Origin of the sequence: Eubacterium sp. LMAG:50, assembly GCF_008680265.1 — a bacterium.
Taxonomy (GTDB): domain Bacteria; phylum Bacillota; class Clostridia; order Lachnospirales; family Lachnospiraceae; genus Eubacterium_U; species Eubacterium_U album.
Genome location: NZ_NALP01000006.1, coordinates 305,985 through 326,165 on the forward strand (window position 1 = coordinate 305,985; position 20,181 = coordinate 326,165).

19 protein-coding genes, 1 other RNA gene, 1 pseudogene and 1 other annotated feature are annotated in these 20,181 nt (G+C 31.5%); of the genes and pseudogenes, 6 read left to right on the plus strand and 15 right to left on the minus strand.

Annotated elements, in window-relative coordinates; translation table 11 throughout:
- Window positions 1-57 precede the first annotated feature (57 nt).
- The 8 genes from CCC31_RS04205 to CCC31_RS04240 form a co-directional block, all read right to left on the minus strand.
- Window positions 58-1,611, minus strand: a complete 1,554-nt coding sequence (locus CCC31_RS04205) for an ABC-F family ATP-binding cassette domain-containing protein (protein ID WP_022089817.1) — start codon at window positions 1,609-1,611, stop codon at window positions 58-60.
- 24 nt (window positions 1,612-1,635) lie between these two features.
- Entirely contained in the window at window positions 1,636-2,310 is a 675-nt protein-coding gene (locus CCC31_RS04210) for a uracil-DNA glycosylase (RefSeq protein ID WP_022089816.1), read from the minus strand.
- Window positions 2,311-2,324: 14 nt separating this feature from the next.
- Window positions 2,325-3,212: a YegS/Rv2252/BmrU family lipid kinase gene (locus CCC31_RS04215; protein WP_117909559.1), complete on the minus strand. Its 888-nt coding sequence runs from the start codon at window positions 3,210-3,212 to the stop codon at window positions 2,325-2,327.
- 101 nt (window positions 3,213-3,313) lie between these two features.
- Entirely contained in the window at window positions 3,314-4,075 is a 762-nt protein-coding gene (hisF, locus tag CCC31_RS04220) for an imidazole glycerol phosphate synthase subunit HisF (protein ID WP_117909561.1), read from the minus strand.
- A 60-nt stretch (window positions 4,076-4,135) separates the two neighbouring features.
- Complete coding sequence (gene hisH, locus CCC31_RS04225) at window positions 4,136-4,744, minus strand: imidazole glycerol phosphate synthase subunit HisH (RefSeq protein ID WP_118565427.1); 609 nt, start codon at window positions 4,742-4,744, stop codon at window positions 4,136-4,138.
- The gene (locus CCC31_RS04230) at window positions 4,728-6,239 is read right to left on the minus strand and encodes a HAMP domain-containing sensor histidine kinase (protein WP_022089812.1); all 1,512 of its coding nucleotides are present in this window, start codon (window positions 6,237-6,239) and stop codon (window positions 4,728-4,730) included. The genes hisH and CCC31_RS04230 overlap by 17 nt, the downstream gene beginning before the upstream one ends.
- Entirely contained in the window at window positions 6,239-6,916 is a 678-nt protein-coding gene (locus CCC31_RS04235; RefSeq protein WP_022089811.1) for a response regulator transcription factor, read from the minus strand. The genes CCC31_RS04230 and CCC31_RS04235 overlap by 1 nt, the downstream gene beginning before the upstream one ends.
- Before the next feature lie 103 nt (window positions 6,917-7,019).
- A complete protein-coding gene (locus CCC31_RS04240) occupies window positions 7,020-8,147 on the minus strand; it encodes a hypothetical protein (RefSeq protein ID WP_290849868.1) in 1,128 nt (375 codons plus the stop codon).
- 294 nt (window positions 8,148-8,441) lie between these two features.
- Here CCC31_RS04240 and CCC31_RS04245 point away from each other — a divergent pair, with 294 nt between their 5' ends.
- The 3 genes and pseudogenes from CCC31_RS04245 to CCC31_RS04255 all read left to right on the plus strand — a co-directional run.
- The gene (locus CCC31_RS04245; RefSeq protein WP_290849870.1) at window positions 8,442-9,242 is read left to right on the plus strand and encodes a formate/nitrite transporter family protein; all 801 of its coding nucleotides are present in this window, start codon (window positions 8,442-8,444) and stop codon (window positions 9,240-9,242) included.
- 78 nt (window positions 9,243-9,320) lie between these two features.
- Window positions 9,321-9,664: a transfer-messenger RNA gene (ssrA, locus tag CCC31_RS04250) on the plus strand.
- Window positions 9,665-9,828: 164 nt separating this feature from the next.
- Window positions 9,829-10,152 (plus strand): annotated as a pseudogene (locus tag CCC31_RS04255) (DUF1349 domain-containing protein); the annotation flags it as partial.
- A gap of 226 nt (window positions 10,153-10,378) precedes the next feature.
- On the opposite strand, the gene CCC31_RS04260 reads toward CCC31_RS04255, so the two are convergent.
- Window positions 10,379-11,353, minus strand: a complete 975-nt coding sequence (locus CCC31_RS04260) for a Gfo/Idh/MocA family oxidoreductase (protein ID WP_117909570.1) — start codon at window positions 11,351-11,353, stop codon at window positions 10,379-10,381.
- Window positions 11,354-11,710: 357 nt separating this feature from the next.
- On the opposite strand from CCC31_RS04260, the gene CCC31_RS04265 reads away from it, so the two are divergent.
- From CCC31_RS04265 to CCC31_RS04275, 3 genes are read left to right on the plus strand one after another with little or no spacing between them, the layout of a single operon-like run.
- Complete coding sequence (locus CCC31_RS04265) at window positions 11,711-12,382, plus strand: hypothetical protein (RefSeq protein WP_290849873.1); 672 nt, start codon at window positions 11,711-11,713, stop codon at window positions 12,380-12,382.
- Between the two features lies 1 nt (window position 12,383).
- A complete protein-coding gene (locus CCC31_RS04270) occupies window positions 12,384-13,337 on the plus strand; it encodes an ABC transporter ATP-binding protein (RefSeq protein WP_147586485.1) in 954 nt (317 codons plus the stop codon).
- Window positions 13,330-14,763 carry an ABC transporter permease gene (locus CCC31_RS04275; protein ID WP_290849876.1) on the plus strand — a complete coding sequence of 478 codons (1,434 nt, stop codon included), beginning with the start codon at window positions 13,330-13,332 and terminating at the stop codon, window positions 14,761-14,763. The genes CCC31_RS04270 and CCC31_RS04275 overlap by 8 nt, the downstream gene beginning before the upstream one ends.
- A 128-nt stretch (window positions 14,764-14,891) precedes the next feature.
- On the opposite strand, the gene CCC31_RS04280 is transcribed toward CCC31_RS04275, so the two are convergent.
- The 6 genes from CCC31_RS04280 to CCC31_RS04305 form a co-directional block, all read right to left on the minus strand.
- The gene (locus CCC31_RS04280; protein WP_260978741.1) at window positions 14,892-15,650 is read right to left on the minus strand and encodes an exodeoxyribonuclease III; all 759 of its coding nucleotides are present in this window, start codon (window positions 15,648-15,650) and stop codon (window positions 14,892-14,894) included.
- Window positions 15,647-16,345 carry a GTP pyrophosphokinase family protein gene (locus tag CCC31_RS04285; protein WP_022089802.1) on the minus strand — a complete coding sequence of 233 codons (699 nt, stop codon included), beginning with the start codon at window positions 16,343-16,345 and terminating at the stop codon, window positions 15,647-15,649. Before CCC31_RS04285 ends, CCC31_RS04280 begins: the two co-directional genes overlap by 4 nt.
- Window positions 16,346-16,390: 45 nt before the next feature.
- Window positions 16,391-16,903 carry a flavin reductase gene (locus tag CCC31_RS04290; protein ID WP_022089801.1) on the minus strand — a complete coding sequence of 171 codons (513 nt, stop codon included), beginning with the start codon at window positions 16,901-16,903 and terminating at the stop codon, window positions 16,391-16,393.
- Between the two features lie 138 nt (window positions 16,904-17,041).
- Window positions 17,042-18,259 carry an aminotransferase class I/II-fold pyridoxal phosphate-dependent enzyme gene (locus CCC31_RS04295; protein WP_290849880.1) on the minus strand — a complete coding sequence of 406 codons (1,218 nt, stop codon included), beginning with the start codon at window positions 18,257-18,259 and terminating at the stop codon, window positions 17,042-17,044.
- Between the two features lie 101 nt (window positions 18,260-18,360).
- Window positions 18,361-18,600 (minus strand) — a binding site (T-box leader).
- Window positions 18,601-18,666: 66 nt separating this feature from the next.
- The gene (locus tag CCC31_RS04300; protein ID WP_117909581.1) at window positions 18,667-19,320 is read right to left on the minus strand and encodes an ABC-2 transporter permease; all 654 of its coding nucleotides are present in this window, start codon (window positions 19,318-19,320) and stop codon (window positions 18,667-18,669) included.
- Window positions 19,317-20,180: an ABC transporter ATP-binding protein gene (locus tag CCC31_RS04305; RefSeq protein ID WP_290849883.1), complete on the minus strand. Its 864-nt coding sequence runs from the start codon at window positions 20,178-20,180 to the stop codon at window positions 19,317-19,319. The genes CCC31_RS04300 and CCC31_RS04305 overlap by 4 nt, the downstream gene beginning before the upstream one ends.
- Between the last annotated feature and the right edge of the window lies 1 nt (window position 20,181).

A 20,181-nucleotide genomic window follows, 5' to 3' on the forward strand; every position in this document is an offset into this window, starting at 1 on the left:
AATGAACCCATGCCTTGTTTTGTGATATTCTATCTAATTTATTATATGTCTTATATCTTAATCTAACAGACTCCACTGGCTTACATCCCACACATCTGTTACCCAATCCTCATAAAAATCAGGTTCATGACATACCATAAGTATGCTTCCCTTGTATTCTGTAAGCGCTCTTTTTAATTCTGCCTTAGCATCTACATCCAAATGATTTGTAGGTTCGTCAAGAACCAAAAGATTTGTTTCTCTGTTAATTAATTTGCAAAGACGGACTTTTGCCTGCTCTCCTCCGCTTAACACTCTTATCTGACTTTCAATATGATTTGTAGTAAGTCCACATTTAGCCAACGCGCTTCTTACTTCATATTGGTTAAATGAAGGGAATTCATCCCAGATTTCCTCAAGGCATGTAGAACGGTTTTCTTCCTTTATTTCCTGTTCAAAATAGCCTATTTGCAGATAATCTCCCAATTCAACTTTTCCATCTATAGGTTTAATTTCTCCTAAAATACTTCTTAAAAGAGTTGTTTTTCCAATACCATTTGTTCCTATTACTGCAATTTTCTGTCCTCTTTCCATAGACAAATTAAGTGGCACAGATAATGGCTTATCATATCCGATTACCAGATTCATTGTGTCTATTATAAATTTGCCGGACGTCCTTGCTTCCTTAAATCTAAATTCCGGTTTTGGCTTTTCTCCTGCAAGTTCAATTAAATCCATATTATCAAGTTTTTTCTGCCTTGACATTGCCATGTTTCTTGTTGAAACTCTAGCTTTATTTCTTGCCACAAAATCCTTTAAATCAGCAATTTCTTTTTGCTGTCTGTTATATGCAGCCTCAAGTTGTGCCTGTTTTACGGCGTGTACTTCTTTAAACTTATCGTAATCGCCTACATATCTGTCCAGTTTTTGATTTTCCATATTATAAATCAAATTAATAACACTATTTAAAAACGGTATATCATGTGATATTAAAATAAAAGCATTCTCATAATCCTGTAAATATCTCTTTAACCATTCAATATGTTCGGCATCCAAATAGTTTGTCGGTTCATCAAGCAATAAAATGTCAGGCTTTTCTAACAATAGTTTTGCAAGCAATACCTTTGTTCTCTGACCACCACTTAAATCATTTACATCTTTATCAAGTCCTAAATCTGTTAATCCAAATGCCCTTGCTATTTCTTCTACCTTTGAATCTATCAGATAAAAATCATGCATTGTAAGCATATCCTGAATAACGGCAAGTTCATCCATATATATTTCAAGTTGCTTCTCATCCGCATCACCCATTTTATTGCAAATGTCATTCATGTTTTCTTCCATTTCAAACAGGAAGTCAAATGCCGATTTTAAAACATCCTCTATTGTCATTCCTTTTTCTAAAACGATATGCTGGTCTAAATATCCTACTCTGACATTTTTAGCCCATTCAACTCTGCCTTCGTCAGGTTGCAATTTACCTGTTATTATATTCATAAACGTTGACTTACCTTCACCATTTGCTCCAACAAGTCCTATATGTTCACCTTTTAATAATCTAAATGATACATCATCAAAAATTGCTCTATCGCCAAAACCATGTGTTAAATGTTCTACATTTAATATGCTCATATTTTTCCTTTCATCTTAGGTAAATTAAATATTTTCTATTTGCCAGTCTATTGGTTCTATTCCATTTGCCTTTAGGAATTCATTTGCTTTGCTAAAATGCTTGCATCCGAAAAATCCTCTATATGCTGAAAGTGGACTTGGATGTGGACATTTTAATACAAGATGTTTTGGATTAGTTAACATCTTAGCTTTCTTTTGTGCAGGCGAACCCCACAAAAATATTACTATTGGCCTGTCCTGTGCATTTACGGCTTCTATAACCGCATCCGTAAATTGCTCCCAGCCATGTCCCTGATGTGAATTTGCCTGATGAGCTCTAACTGTTAATACTGTGTTAAGCAATAACACTCCCTGATCTGCCCATTTTTTCAAATATCCGTTATTTGGTATATAACATCCCAAATCATCATGCAATTCTTTATAAATATTTTGAAGCGATGGTGGTATGTCATTTCCCGGCAATACTGAAAAGCTTAATCCATGCGCCTGATTTACATTATGATATGGGTCCTGCCCAAGCAGCAATACTTTTACATCCTTAAGTGGTGTAAAATGAAATGCATTAAATATATCTTCTGCTGGAGGATATACTATTGTTTTACTGTATTCATCTTTAACAAAACTATATAATTCTTTGTAGTATGGTTTAGAAAATTCAGGCTGTATTGCTTCTAACCAATCATTTGTTATCATTCCCATTTATTTAACCTCTGTCAAATATTGTTACCAACTATTTCTTCTACGAACTGCGGGTCATTATAAACTTTTATCGCACTTTTCTCGATTCTGATTTTAAATTCAGTATCTGTTAGCATTTCTCCGTCAACATTACATGTTACAGGAATATCTGACTGAATTTTTAATCCTTTGTCTGTGTATCTTACCACTCTCTTTGACTTTTCATGTCTTCCGTTTTTTAATTTTAATAAAAGTCCCGGTATTAATATTTTAGGCATTTTATCAACCATATATATTTCAAAGTATCCGTCATCTATTAATGCATGTGGTGCAATTCTGTGTCCTCCACCATAATACTGTCCATTACATACAGTAACTATTGTGTATTCGCCTTTTTTAGACTGTTCACCAAATATTGTAGTTAATTCTTTAAATTTATATTTAAAATACGAATAAATTATGCTACATGTATATCTTTGACCTACAGGTATCCACTTCTTTTGTCTGATTACACTTATGTTATTTGCTATATCAGCATCTAAGCCTATACATGCAATATTTATAAAATACTTGTCATTGATAATTCCTAAGTCACATCTGTGTTCGCCTTTTCCAAGTGCAGACAATGTTCTGTAAAAATCATTTCCGCTTCCTGCCGGTATAACACCTACTGTCATATGTTTCTTAACAACACCATTTATTATTTCATTTAAATTTCCATCTCCGCCTACTGAGAACACAATGCATTCTTCATCATTAGGAATGCTTTCTGCCACTTTTCTGGCTTTACCAAATCCATCAGTGTAATGAATTTCGTATTTTATGTCTCTAAGTCTGCACGCTTTATCTATTCTTTCAATAAACCCTTCTTTATCATTGGCAAATCTGCCACTTTCAGGATTGATTATAAAATAATATTTCATTTTAATCTCTCGCTCTATATAATAATCTATATTGCCTTAACTTTAAATTAAGGCTATTTTCTGGAAAATTCTATGTACTGAATCTTAATTCGTTTTTCCAATTATATTCTAACCTGAACACCTTTTTCTTTAAGGTAATGTTTAAGGTCATTTATTTCTAATTCTTTGTAGTGAAATAATGATGCTGCTAGTGCTGCATCAGCCTTTCCTTCTGTCAATGCATCATAAAAATGCTCTTTTTTACCTGCTCCACCTGATGCAATTACAGGTATTGACACATTTTCAGATATGATTCTTGTAAGTTCTACATCATATCCCTGTTTAACTCCGTCACAATCCATACTTGTAAGAAGAATTTCCCCTGCACCTAATTTATCTACTTTACGTGCCCATTCCACAGCGTCTATTCCAACATCTACTCTTCCACCATTTTTGTAAATATTCCAGCCCGAGTCGTGTGCTCTTCTTTTTGCATCTATAGCAACAACTACACACTGGCTTCCAAATTTATCTGCGGCATCACTTATAAGTCTTGGATTCATAATAGCCGATGAGTTTATTGATATCTTATCGGCTCCCTCTCTAAGTAACGTTTTGAAATCATCTACTGTTCTGATTCCGCCTCCAACCGTAAATGGTATAAAAACCTGCTCAGCTACTCTTCTTACCATATCTACAACTGTATTTCTATTGTCAGATGATGCTGTAATATCAAGGAACACCAATTCATCTGCTCCCGCCTTATTGTATGCCTTTGCTACCTCTACAGGGTCGCCTGCATCACGCAAATTTACAAAATTTACTCCTTTTACAACTCGGTTATTATTAACATCCAAACAAGGTATAATTCTCTTTGTGTGCATATTTTCCTCCTAATATAAAATACGACAAAATCGAGTAGGAATTTTCCTACTCGAAAAAATTTAATTTATCTCTGCAAAATTTTTCAATATTTTCAGTCCTATATCTCCACTCTTTTCCGGATGGAACTGACATGCAAATACATTTTCTTTCTCAACGGACGCATGTATATGTACACCATACTCAGTAGTTGCTGTTACGATGTTTTCGTCATCTGCTTTCAAATAATAAGAGTGAACAAAATAAACATATGCTTTCTCATTTATTCCTTTAAATAATCTTCCATTATTATGAAAATCTAACGAATTCCATCCAATATGTGGAACTTTCAAACTTTCACCTTCAGGTATCTTTATAATCTTGCCCGGTAGAATTCCAAGTCCCTTTACTCCCGGTGTTTCATCACTTTCTTCAAATAATAACTGTAAGCCTAAACATATTCCAAGAAATGGTATGTTTCGTGACACAACTTCCTTCACAGTATCAACTAAATCATACTTATTAAGCTTTTCCATAGCGTCACCAAATGAGCCTACGCCCGGAAGTACAACTTTGTCTGCACCTAAGATTACATCCTTGTCTCGTGTTAGTATCGTTTCTTCTCCCAGAAATTGAAACGCCTTCTCAACACTTCTAATATTTCCTGCATCATAGTCAATTATTGCTATCATATTCCAGTCCTTCCTCTGAAGCTTTTCCATCTAATTCAAACCAGAATTCAACACCATCCTCATGGTTAAATACTCCGCATTTTTTATTCATACTGTCAGCAATCGCCTTAACGATAGAAAGTCCAATGCCATTTCCACCATATTCTCTGGTTCTTGCCTTATCTACTTTATAGAATTTAATCCAAACATTTTCCAATTCATTTTCAGGAATCTGTTTACCGGTATTGAAGACTGACATTCTTACTATACCATCTTTTTCTACAATTTTCATCTCAATTATTCTTTTTCCGTCAATATGGTTAAATGCGTTACTTACATAGTTTGTAATTACTTCCTCAATTTGAAATTCATCTGCCCAAACATATACAGGTTCTTTATTTTCAAATATTATTTTAACATTCTCCTGCTCCGCTCTTAACTGAACGGATTTAATAATGCCTTCCATGACATCAACAAGATTAAATCTTTCGATATTTACCTGTTTATTTCCAAATTCAATCTGTGTAAGTGCCAGCAGTTTTTTAACCATTTTGTTCATTTTATCTGACTCATCAATAATTACATCACAATAAAATTCCATACTTTCAGGGTCGTCATTAATATTATCCTTTAAACCTTCTGCATATCCCTGAATAAGAGCAATCGGTGTTTTTAATTCATGAGATACATTTGAAATAAAATCTTTTCTCATCTCATCAATTTCAATCTTTTGCTCGATATCTTTTTGCAGTTCTATATTTGCCTTTTTAAGTTCAAGGATTGTCCCTTCCAATTTAGCTGACAACTCATTCATACTATTTCCAAGAACGCCTATTTCATCTTTATGTTTTCCTGTATATTTAGCATCAAAATCCAAATTTGACATTCTTGTTGAAATTGTTGCAAGTTCAAGTATCGGGTCCGTATATCTTCTCGTTACTATAATCATCATAATTGTCATTACAACAGTCATAGATATAAGAAGAATCAAATAGAATTTATTTGTAATGTTAAGAGTCTCCCTCATATTCTGAACCGATACCCTGATTACAAAGTAATAGCCTGAATCTAATGTTCCAAACAATTCATAATATTCCTGGTCAGACAATAAATCTCTGGCTCTTTGCATCGTATAATTGTCATTCTTTTCTATAATAGTTCTTTCTCTTTCGGCTCCAAATGCCGCACCATATATCATTTCCTGCCAACGTCTTTGTAATGTCTTTCCTGCACCATATTCATATATTGTGTTTCCGGAACTGTCTATCATAATTATTGTTACACCGGCATTTTCACACTCATCATTTAGCGCCTGTACGTTGTCGCTTTCAGATAAATCCTTATCTTCTTTTACAACTTGAGCCATCTTATTATATACATCAACAATAACGTCTTTTTTATGTGAAATATAATATTTTTCAATAAAAGCTGTTCCAAATGTTGATGCAAGCGCAATAGCTACTGTCATAATTACAATGATTAATATTGGCAGTTTATACTTAATTGAATGTTTCATTAGTTTACCTCAAATTTATATCCCATGCCCCAAACAGTCTTTATGTAATCACCACAGTCACCTAATTTACTTCTAAGTTTCTTGACATGTGTATCTATTGTTCTGGCATCTCCAAAGTAATCATAATTCCATACATTATTTAAAATATTTTCTCTTGAAAGAGCAATTCCTTTATTTTCAATAAAATATGTCAACAATTCAAATTCTTTAAAGCTTAGTTCAATTTCCTTATCTTTAACCTTAACAATATGAGCAGCCTTATCTATCTTAATATCTCCTGCTTCTATTGTCATATCAGCGCCAATTTTATTAGCACGTCGTAAAATTGCATCAACTCTTGCAACTAATATTTTAGGACTGAAAGGTTTTGATATGTATTCATCAACTCCAAGTTCAAATCCTTTAAGTTCATCATTTTCCTCACTTTTTGCTGTAAGCATTATGATTGGGACTTTTGAAAATTTTCTTATTTCCTTACATACTTCCCAACCGTCCATTTTAGGCATCATAACGTCAAGAATTATCAATGAAATGTCTTTGTTTCCAAAGAATACCTCAATTGCTTCTTCGCCGTCTCCTGCTTCTAATACCTTATATTGTTTCTTTACAAGGAAATCCTTAACAAGTTTTCTCATTCTTGATTCATCATCTACAACTAAAATCTTTAATTCATCCATTTATGTGTACCTCCGCAGCACTAATATTTCATATAGAAATAACATTTCAACTTCTATAATGTAAAATATAACACAAAATATGTGATGATTTTATGAAATATAGTTATTTTTCTGCTTCTGCCTGCTCAATTTGCTGAATTTTTGTTTCTAATGCTGAAAGTGCATGTGAAACGTCTTCATATCCACTGTATTCAGCTCCATTATAAGAATATGTTCTATATCTGTCGTTATCTCTCTTATATGAGTTTACGACTTTATTATATTCTTTCTCTGTTACTTCATTATCGTTTATTAGATATTTTTTTGTATTTCCTGAGTTGTCAGTTACAAGTCTTGAAATAACTTTCAACTTTTCATCCTTGTATTGGCATACAACAATTTGTGTATTCCCAATTATATTATTAACAAGCGTAACTGTTCCATCCTGATTATATGTCATAGACTGAAATGCTTTAGTATGGGCAATTTTACCTTTTTTATTCAAATAATAAAGTTTCATTTCGCGGCTTTCCTTACTCCACACAAGCATACATGGATAATAATTATTTCCTATTTTTGCGAACTCAACATTTTGATTTGGGTCTTTGCTTTGTAATTTATACAAAGTTTTTTCGTATTTTTCATATAGTTCTTTCTGTTTATCCTGTACTACTTCATTTACTACTTCTTTATAATCTGTATATATTTCCATTTGTGTAATATCTTTGTCATCTGATGTAAATGAAACATAGAGTATTCTGTCATCTGCAACTTTCGTAAATATAACACTTCTTTTTTCATCAAGTCTTCCATCATAATTAACATCCCATCCCAATTTTTCAACTACAGGATCCATGTAATAATTAATCTCATCCCCTAAAGAGTATCCAAGCACTGAAATCTCATCATTATCAGTTACAATAATTTGAAAATCAGGATAGTTATAGTCATGAAGTTTCTGACTTGAACCTTTAATTACATTTATTTCGATGCCATTTCCTTTCCAATGTTGCTCTACATTTCCTTTTTCACTATCAGATTCTTTCATATTAAAATAATAAGCTACTCTTTTTAATTCATCTATGTATTCTAGCAAATCAACCTTGTCATCTTTTGTTTCCAATGGCTCTTCTGTTTCCTGAATTGTAGTTACTTCCTCTTTTGTACTCTTTTCTTCTCCTTCTGTTTTTCCACATCCAAAAGTCATAGTAGCTACAATGCTAAAAATCATTAATAATGCTAATCTTCTCATAATCCCTCCTGCTACAGCGTAACTATTATTTTTATTTCTTACCTATTAAATAGGCATACTTATTTACGATACGCCTATAATACAATAATTTGTTTAAAAAGAAAATATTATTTTTGTCGTAAATTTTATTAATTTTTAATAACAATTTTGTTACTTTATATAATTTGTTGTCATTTATTGTGTTTCTTCTATGTTTACAACCTTTACATTCACGTTAATATATGGTAAAAATATCTTTGGTTTTTTATATATTTGAGGGGACAAAAAAGAAAAATAAAAATAGAGGTAACAAAAATGATTAGTACAAGAGAAGCAACTGAACGTTATTCAAAAGTAGGTGTTGTCAAAGGTAATTTACCTACATTAAAAATGTTGGTATTAGGAATTATAGCCGGATTCTTTATTTCCATAGCCGGAACCGGTGCTGCCACTGCATCATGTTCTTTAGAAAATACAGCTATAGCAAGATTGATAAATGCATGTATCTTCCCTGCCGGTTTAGCAATGGTAGTTTTAAACGGAAGTGAGTTATTTACAGGTAACAACCTTATGATTATTTCTGTTCTTGAGAAAAAACTTTCTGTAGCGAAAATGATTAAGAACTGGGTTGTTGTTTATATCGGAAGTTTTATAGGAAGTGTTGTATTTACATTTTTATGCACATACGGTCATGTTTATACTTTATTTAATGGACAATTAGCAACAAATCTTTTAAGTACTGCTGTATCTAAATGCAATATTTCATTTACTGATGCCATTATTAAAGGTATTTTTTGTAATATTTTAGTATGTGTTGCAGTATTTATGACATTTATGGCCGAATCTGCTGCAAGCAAAATTATATGTTTATTCTTCCCTATTATCGTTTTCGTTATTTGCGCTTTTGAACATAGCGTTGCAAATATGAGTTATATAAGTGGTGGTTTATTCATTAATCAGATGTATGGAAATTACGGATTAGATGTAACAGGTCTTAGTTGGTGGAACTTCATCGTTAAAAATTTATTGCCTGTAACTATCGGTAATATCATTGGTGGTGTTGGAATTGGTGTTTTATATTGGTATTCTAACTTATATACACCAAAGCAAAAATAGCTAATATTTCCAATTGACTATATTTAAAATATGATTTAAAATATAAGACCAAGGTAGACTTTTACCTACCCCCAGTAAGGGCTAGTACTGGTTTCGACAGGGGTTTTGAAGTTGGAGAAGCTATCCGTAGATGATGCGTTAAATCATACAATTAAAATTAAACGCTGAAGATAATTTAGCTTACGCTGCCTAATTAATGGCAGCTGTCAATACAAGGTTGCCTGCGGCCCTGATATTGGCATCGACTTTAGCAGGAAACTCTGATTGCTAAGCTTTGCGCTTTCAGTGATTTTATGAAGCTACCAAGAGCAAAACGGTGTTAGTTCCGGTTTGTTTAAGGGAATGTTAAATAACTGACTATGATAGAAGAAGTACAATGGAGAGGCTTTTGGACACGGGTTCAACTCCCGTCTAGTCCACTAGTTTTCATAAGGAGAGGCTAAACGAAGACGGAATGACTCCTTATGTAAATAATAAAAATAACGGCACTGTATGTTACAATATTAATATACAGTGCTGTTATTTTTATGGTATAATACGGATATGAATTTAACAAATTGAAATTTATCCACGAAAGGAAGATTAAAATGAAAAGTTTCAGCATCTTGGAAGCGTTGTAACGAATAAAGGATATTCAGATTGGGCTACAACAGAAATTGATGCTGGAATTAAATCTATGTGGTATAGATTCAGTAGACGTGAAGACGATTACTGCATTGAATGCTCAGAAGATGGCATTAATTATAAGCAGATGAGAATCTGTCATATGTATAAAGCAACTGATGAAATCCAGTTTGGAATTTATGCATGTAGTCCTGAAGATTCTTCATTTAAAGCGACATTTACAAATATGGAAATAACAGAATGTAAGTGGTTAGCACATGATGGTCAGGCTCCTGATGCTGAATAAAACTTCCAATTTGTAGAAAAGAGATAGATAATTTTGCACAATTATTCTTTTGTATATATAATTAGCAAGTTAAACAATCAGAACCACGCCTAAAAGACGTGGTTCTGATTTAAAATTTAATTATAACTATTTCATTCTAATTACAACAAATTCCTGTGGTGTATCATTTGAATTTGAACTCGCCATACTATCAACAAGTTCTTTTTTTGCATACTTCTCCTCTTCCCTAATCTGCTGGAAATACAACCCCCTGTTGCCTTCTTGCTTCATCCATAACTTTAACACACATATGTGAATATTTAATGTGTTCGTCTGTAAATTTTCCAATTTCAATAAGTCGCGCCCACTCTTTTGCTTCAAATACAAGATTATTTTCACATTCAGGCACTTTAATTATCTTTTCCGTATTATCGTTAAAAATAACTTTTACTTTTCTCGGGTTAGGTATGTCCTCAATAATAATTGCTCCTTTTTCTCCCTGAATCTGACTAGGTATCTTTGAATTTGTTATCTTTGAATACAATACTTCTGCCAACATTTCAGGATATTTTGCAATTATTGTTCCCTGTCCATCAATACTATCAGGTAATATTTGTGCCATTGCCATTATTTCCTGTGGCATACCAAATAATTTTACAAGCGGATGCACACAATATACACCTATATCCGTTAATGCTCCATTTGAAAATTCCTTACGAAATGCATTTTCAAATATTCCCTGCTTATATTTATCGTATCTTGATGAATATTGACAATATTGAAAGCTTACTCTTCTAACAGGCTTAACAAGTTCTATTGCTTCTTTTATAGCAAAAAATCCCGGGTCAATTACATTTCTCATTGCTTCCATTATTACTACATTATGCTTTATTGCCAAATTTATTAATTCTTCTAATTCTTTTTGATTGCTTGTAATTGTCTTTTCAATCATTACATGTTTTCCATTTTCAATCAAAAGTTTAGCCTGTTCATAATGTAAGCTATTAGGGCTTGCAATATATACTGCATGAATTTCATCACATTTAGCAAGCTTATTCAAATCCGTAAACACCATTTTCCCATTATGCTTTTTGCTAAATGCTTCTCCTTTTTCCTTATCTCTTGAATATGTTGCCACATAGCATAAATTATCACATTGTTCTACCGCCTCTAAAAACCAATCAACTACAAAATTTGTTCCTATCGTTGCAAAATTTATCATTCACTTTCCTCCTTCTAATATGTATTGTTTCCTACCTTGTATGTATTATTTTCTACCTTTGATTAACTGATATTGGTCGGAAAGGTATATATAAAACAAATTCTTTTTCCAACTATATTTTTAATCTTTCCTATCATTCATATAGTTAATTTTACATTACTTTTATGTTTTTTCAAACACATTTTATTATTTGCTATCATTTTTTATTATTTGTTATTATATGTTACTTATAAATGACGAAGTCATATCCCCTGACTTTGATGCTCATATCTTAAGACAATTTTAATTTTTTATAAATGAAAAACATTTTTTAGTTTGATATTATAAATTCACAAAACAAATTGGAGGTTATTTTTTATGAAGAAATTTTTAAAGAAGGCAAATCGTGGAATTATATTGTCTGCTATTTGTCTTGTTATTCTTGTAATCTACGTTTCTGTCGATTACATAACATTCTCAACTCAAAAATATACTATTAGACAAACAACTGAAAATTATATAAACGATGTTTTAAAAACAAACTCTGAATCAGTTGATTTAAATAAACATCGCGAACTTATTACAGACATGTTAAATAATTATTGGACAGATAAACATTATTCATCAAGTGGTTCTACTATCTCAGGCATGAAAGCAACTTTAGATTCCACTCTTGACGCTGACAATTCTTTATTTGATATAAAAGATGCATCAGGTTCAGTTCAGTCAGTTAAGATTTCAAAAGCCGGTCCTAAAATTGCCAGTGCAAATATAAAATACACAGTAGATATCGTTGGAAAAGAAACATCTACAGTATTTACACCGGGTACTATTTGTACACTTAGCGATTACAATAATGATTATTACGATGATGGTTCTGAAGATTCACAAGATTCCAACAACGCCTCAACTAATGATTATTATAAAGTAAACTGCACTTGCGAAGGTACTATTTACTACACTTATGAATCAGGCAAATGGAAAATAAGTACCTGGGACAGTTATGTTACAGACTCAAACTGCACAAAACTTGACGATAAGGAGGATTAACATGAGTACAGCATTGGAAATTAAGAATATAGAAAAAAGATTTGGTTCCAGAACTGTTTTAAACAAAATATCATTTGAAACAAAAACAGGTGAAGTATTCGGCCTTCTTGGTCCAAACGGAGCTGGTAAAACAACTTTAATTAAAATGATTACAGGTTTGCTCAATATAGATGATGGTGAAATTTTAATCAACGGAAAAAGTCTTGAGCATGACTTTGAAGCTGCCATGGAAAATATCGGAGCTATCGTTGAAAATCCTGAATTTTATAAATATATGACCGGTAAGCAAAATATTTTACAATATGCACGTTTACACAAGTCAGTAACTATTGAAAGAGTTAACGAAGTAATTGAGCTTGTCGGTTTATCAAATCGTATAAATGAAAAAGTAGGCAAATATTCTCTAGGTATGAGACAGCGTTTAGGACTTGCTATTACATTATTGCACAATCCTAAAGTGTTAATTTTAGATGAGCCTACCAACGGTCTTGACCCTGCAGGAATTAAACAGTTACGTGATATTTTAACAAACATGGCTCACAAAGAAGATGTTTGTGTTTTAGTATCAAGTCATCTTATGAGCGAAATGGAATTAATGTGCGACAGAGTAGCTATTTTGTCAAACGGAAATATTTTAAGTGTTGATACGATGGAAAATATGCTTCATATTGTATCAGGTCAGGATGTAACTTACAACTTTGAAGTATCAGACAGTAATTCTGCTATTACTATCATTACAGACTATAACCCTGATATTGTAAATTCAATAACAGGCGATACTACATTTGAATTAAAGATTAACAGGGATTCATCTAAAGACATTGTTTCTACAATTACAGATTTACTTGTTAAAAACAAAATCAGCATTTACGCTATTATTCCTATTGAAAACCAGAAACTTGAAGATGCCTTTATGGAAATAACTAACGTAAAAGGAGGTAACCAAATTGCTTAATTTAATCAAAAACGAATATTCAAAATTATTTCATAAAAAAAGCACTTATTTCTTTCTTGCAGCCATTGTATTATTTATAATTGGCATTTCAGTTTTTACAAAATTTTCCTGTAATAATAACGATGATATTTATTACTCTTCTATTGATCAGGAATTACAATATGCAACTAGTGAAACTGATGAATATAGAGACGATGCGTATATAGAAGAATTAAAACTTGCTAAATCTCTTGATTATACAATGCAAGATATATATGACAATTCACGTTGGGAATCAAATGCTTTAAGCGATTACTATTCATATTTAAGTTCAATTAATTCATTTGATAAAGATGGTTCATCTGATTTAGTCAACTCAAATGAAGACCGTGAACATTATCAAAAATTATGTGATACAATTGTTTCTTCACTTAAAGATAATGATTGGAAAAGTTATATTCAGTTAACTGCCGATTCAATTAACAACGATGGTCATACAAAAGACGGTGCTAAATTATTAAAGGATACTTATGAAAACTATTTAAAAAATGATATAGATCCTGATTCAAACGCTCAAAAATACAGTCTTATATCTAATTTTTCACAATATGATACTAGCTATTCCGATTTACTTTCAACAAAAGAAAGTGGTGCTTCATATGACGAAACAGAATTTAATACTACTGAATCAAATTATCTGATAGCAAAATATCAGTTAGAAAATAATACTGATTCAGTTATTTATAAAAACCCTGATCCTCAGATGTCATCATATGAACCATATATATACACAGGCAATGCATTTTTATCTTTAAAAAGATGTATAAATGCTACAATTATTATTGCACTTATTTTGATTATTTTAGCCGGAACTACTGTTTCATCTGAATTTTCTAATGGAACAATTAAATTTTTACTTATAACACCTGTGAAAAGATACAAAATCTTTTGGAGCAAATTTATTACATTTTTAACATATGGATTTGTTTTAACATTATTGTCATATATATTGTCTTTTCTACTTACTATTATTGTATTTGGTACAGGAGAATTATCAACTCCTCTATTACTATTAAAAGACGGAAGCCTTGTTGTACATTCAGGATTATTATTTATCCTTTTCAATTTCTTTATGTCATTTGGAACAATAATGATTACTGCCATCATAGCATTTATGTTATCAGCTTTATTTAGAAATTCAGCTATAGCAATTGCAATTCCAATCATGATTTACTTAGGTTCGGATATGGCTGTTTCAATTGCACAAATGTTATCATTAGACTTTGTACGTTACACGATATTTGCAAATATGTCATTCTCAAACATTGTTGAAAATTCATTTACATTCTTTGGTATGACACCTATTTTTTCAGTTAGCGTTATTGCAATACACATTTTCTTATTCCTGTTTATTGCACATGATGCATTTACAAGAAGAAATGTTTAATTAAACTTATTATAAAAAGGTTACAGACTAATCACTATATATGATAATCTGTAACCTTTATTTTATTACTCTACTGTTAACTCAACCTCAATCACCAATTGTATTAACTGAATCACAACCTATTTCTTTTATAACTCTACTGTCAACTCAACAGGGCAATGATCTGAGCCCATTATTTCAGTATGAATATGTGCATCAATTATTTTATCTTTTAAATCATCAGATACAAGGAAATAATCTATACGCCATCCTGCATTCTTTTCTCTTGCCTTAAACCTATATGACCACCATGAATATATTCCTTCTGTATCAGGATAAAAATATCTGAATGTATCTATAAATCCTACCTCTAAAAGTTCCGTCATTTTCTGTCTTTCTTCATCAGTAAATCCTGCATTCTTTCTGTTTGTTTTAGGATTTTTAAGGTCTATCTCTTTATGTGCAACATTCATATCTCCTGTTACTATAACAGGCTTATTTTTCTTTAAATTTAAAAGATAATTTCTAAAATCATCTTCCCATTTCATACGATATTCAAGTCGTGCAAGACCATTTTGGGAATTTGGAGTATACACTGTAACCATATAGTAATTATCAAATTCTAATGTAATTACTCTTCCTTCTTTATCATGTTCTTCAATGCCTATGCCATAAGTAACGTTTAAAGGCTTTTCTTTTGAAAAGATTGCTGTTCCTGAATATCCTTTCTTTTCTGCATAATTCCAATATGCATAATATCCTTCTTTATTCCAGTCTACCTGTCCTTCCTGAATCTTTGTTTCCTGTAAACAAAATATATCTGCATCTACATAATCAAAAAATTCCATAAAATTCTTTCCAAGACAGGCTCTTAATCCGTTTACATTCCATGATATTAGTTTTTTCATCTGATTTCTTCTCCGTTTTCCTGTGAAAGTCTGTTCTTAATCAATGACATCTTAGCATCCAGCTTTGCTGTCATTTCTGCACAGTCATATAATTCCTGTGATAATTCTTCTAGTATTTCCGGTTTTATGTTCTTTTTATATCTTAGTTTGTGTTCAAGCGTAGCCCAAAAATCCATTGCGATAGTTCTAAGCTGAACTTCGACCTTCATATACTTCTTTCCCTCTTTTAGGAAAATCGGTACTTCTACAATTAAATGTAAACTTCTATATCCATTTTCCTTAGGATTTTTGAAATAATCTTTCATCTCTAATAAAACTATATCATCCTGCTTTAATAAGCAGTCTGCTAAAAGATATATATCTTCTTCAAATGAACAGATAACTCTTACACCTGCTACATCTTTAATATATTCTTCTATTGCCTCAACAGTAAATGGTAAATTCTTTTTGTTCAATTTTTCAACAATACCATCTGCTGATTTTAATCTTGATTTAATAGTTTCAATTGGATTTCTGTCATACTGAAGTGAAAATTCTTCATTCAGTACTTTAAACTTAGTTTCTACCTCCATAATAGCACATCTGTAATATGCCATTAATTCATTCATTGGCATTATATTTTCATGCACTTTCTGAAATGTGTCAGTTTTTAGTATTCCACGGATGAAATAATCTCTAATATGCCCTACTTTCAATACTTATCCTTTCTTTTGCATGTGGTACAAAATACCCTGCATTTATTATTTTTTTTCTAATATATGTTCTATTGATGCCATATACATGTCATGATAATTCTTATCGCTATACCATTTTTCTAATGCTTCTTTATCAATAAAAGCGTCCGGTTCCATAGTCTGTCTAAACATCTTTTTACAAATCATAACATCATCTGCTTCTTCTATATAAGGAACATCTCCGCTAAATTCTACATGAAGATTTGCTTTATTTATTTTATCTTCATCTCTTCCTGATACTGTTCCTAAATAACTAAGTTCCTTTGCATACTTTTCATGGTCAAGGAATGAAATTGAAAAGCAGTCTGCATTATCAACAAACTCTTTTGTAAATCTTGTCTGTCTTATAAACACTGATACAATATCTTTTCCCCACATAACTCCCATATTGCCCCATGAAGCAGTCATTGTATTAACTTTTCCATCCTTAGCAGCTGTTATAAGCATCCATTTTTTTCCTATATCATTAAATACGTTTCCTTTATATTCTTCCGGTGTAATCTCTTTAAAATTACTCATTTTAGCAACCTCCGTTATATATTTCTTTTTATGCAGACTTTTTTACTGCATATTTAAGACTAGGAAAGTTTCTTTCAAGTCAAAGAACATTCCTAGTCTCATTTTACCACGATATTCAAATTAATTCATTATAATACTTTAATTCTGATGATATGTGCTTAAGAAGTCATTGAGTCTGTCTGCTGCTGTCGATAAAACAGACACTTCAGGTAAAAATACAACTCTAAAATGATCCGGTTGATCCCAATGGAATCCTCCACCATGAGTAAATAAAATATGTTTTTCCTTGAGGAAATCAAGAACAAATTTTTCATCATCTATAATACCAAATTTCTTAATATCAAGCTTAGGGAACATATAAAATGCTGCTGTAGGTTTTACTACTGAAAGCCCATCTATTTCATTTAAAGCATTATAAATCACTTCTCTCTGTTCATAAATTCTTCCACCCGGAACAAGTAATTCTTTTGTGCTTTCCAAATTATCAAGCGCTACCGGAATTAATGACTGTGCAGGAACATTTGAACATAAACGCATAGCTGAAAGTAATTTAATTCCTTCTATGTAGCCTTTTGCATGTTTCTTTTCTCCACAAAGGACCATCCATCCACATCTGTAACCTGCTATTAAATGTGATTTGGATAATCCGTTAAAACTTACAGTTAATAAATCAGGTGCCAATGACGAAAGAGCTATATGCTCTTTTCCATCCATAACAAGTCTATCATATATTTCATCAGCAAATAATATTAATTCATGTTTTCTTGCCAAATCAACTATCTGCTCTAATATTTCTGTCGGATATAATGCACCTGTTGGATTATTTGGATTTATAACAACAATTGCCTTTGTCTTCGGAGTGATTTTACTTTCCATGTCTTTAATGTCAGGATACCAGTTTTGCTTGTCATCACATCTGTAATGAACTGCTTTACCACCTGCTAAAGTAACTGATGCAGTCCACAATGGATAATCAGGCATTGGCACTAAAACTTCATCTCCATAATTTAATAATCCATTCATTGACATTGTAATCAATTCGCTTACACCATTTCCTGTATAAATATCATCAATTGTTACATTAGGCATATTCTTACTTTGACAATATTTAAGGATTGCTTCCCTTGCTGATACAAGTCCCTTTGAATCTGAATATCCCTCTGTAATTGCAGCATTATTTCCAATTGCTTCTTCTATTTCTTTTGGTGCCTTAAATCCAAATGGTGCAGGATTTCCAATATTTAATTTTAAAATATCAATTCCCTGTTCACTCATTCTCTGGGCTTCGTCCATAATTGGTCCTCTAATATCATAACATACATAATCTAATTTTGATGATTTCTCAAATGTTCTCATTTCATTTACCTCCTGATAATCAAAATTTCGTTTTCTTTTAAAACGGACTTTCATAAATATGGATTTGTCATGCATAAAAAAAGCCCTAAACGTTGTTAAACGTTTAGGGCGAATTACTCCGTGTTACCACCTAATATTCAGAACTTATTATTCTGCACTCTGCTGATGCACATCCACATCATTTCTCTGTAACGGGAGAACCCGTTGAAGCCTACTAAGCAATAATGCCGTTGGGTTCAAAGCTCCGGAACTGCTTCACTAACGGTTCATTGAAGATTTCCAGCTACCATCTTCTCTCTATAAACTCTCCGAAAGTTACTCCTCTCCTTCACAGCCTTTATTAATCTAATCTTTTAGTATAGTATCACTTAATAAAATAAATTTCAACCGTTTGATTTTATATTTTTTTAAAATTCTTTCTTATTAATGATTTTTATACTAATTGGAATCGTTATTGTTAATGCAATCACAAATGCTGCAATCGCAATCATTAAAGCTGTTATATCACTTATATTTTCTAATTTATTTAACCAATTCATAATTGAATCAAATAAACTATCATTAACCTGTATTAAAATCTGTGCAATTAAAAATATTACCGCTCCTATAATAAATGGTATTGTCCTTCCTACTTCATTTCCAAACTTTAATTCCAGAGGAATTGCTATAAACGAATAAATTAAAAATACTAATGCAATAACTATTCCGACAGCTATTTCTATTTTCATATTATTTGTTCTCATCTTAACTAATAAACCCAGGATTAAAGAAAAAATTATTCCAACAAATGCAATAATGCTGCAAAAAATATATTTTTCTATCACATAATCTTTTCTTCTTAACGGTAATGTCATTAAAAAAGTGTTTCCATGCTGATAATTATCATATGAAATCGTAGCCAATGCACTAACCTGTAACATTACTGCAACAAAAGATGAAATATATGTAAGTGTTATTCCATCTCCCATCATCGCACTGAATAGTGCTATAGCAAATACTATATACAAAATCCTTTTATTACTAAAAAGTAATTGAAAATCTTTTATTATTAAACCTTTCATCTCTTCTCACCTTTCGCTAAAACCATAATTAATTCGTCTATATTGCCTTTTTCTATAACTATTTCCGGATAACTATCAACTATATATTGTCTGTCGTTAGTTATACATTTATATCCATATTTTTCCTTTTCGCAGCAAAGAATTATATTTTTATAATTTGTATCTGATTTTAAATTTTTATACTGTTCTTCATTTGCCTTTATAACTCCATACAAATCTAAAAGTTTATACATATCTTCGTGCAAAATTATTTTACCATCATTAATCATGTAAATATCATCACATAAATTTTCTAAATCACTTGATATATGAGAACTTATGATTACAGTTCGCATTTCCTCTTCCATATATGTTCTAATAATATCTAAAACTTCATTTCTTGTTATAACATCTAATCCTGCTGTTGGCTCATCAAGAATCAATATTTCAGCATTGTGACTTATAGCTACTATTACTTTTAATTTCGCCTTTGTTCCCGTAGATAAATCTTTAATCATCTTATTAAGTGGAATGTTAAAGTTGTTACATTTATTCAAAAACATATCTTCATCAAAATCCGGATACATATTTTTTAATATCGGAACCAGTGCCTTAACTTTTAAATATTCACTAAATCCACTCTCTGCAAGCACAACTCCTAATTTTTCTTTGTCGTGTACATCTAACTTTCTGCTGTCTTTTCCAAAAATCTTTATTTGTCCTTCATCCAGATTAATTAAACCAAGAATCGCCTTAAACAAAGTACTCTTTCCCGCTCCATTAGCTCCAATGATTCCTGTTATTCTACCCGGCGCAATATTTAACGAACATTCAAGCCTAAAGTTCTGATAGTTTTTCTTTATATTACTAATCTCAATCATA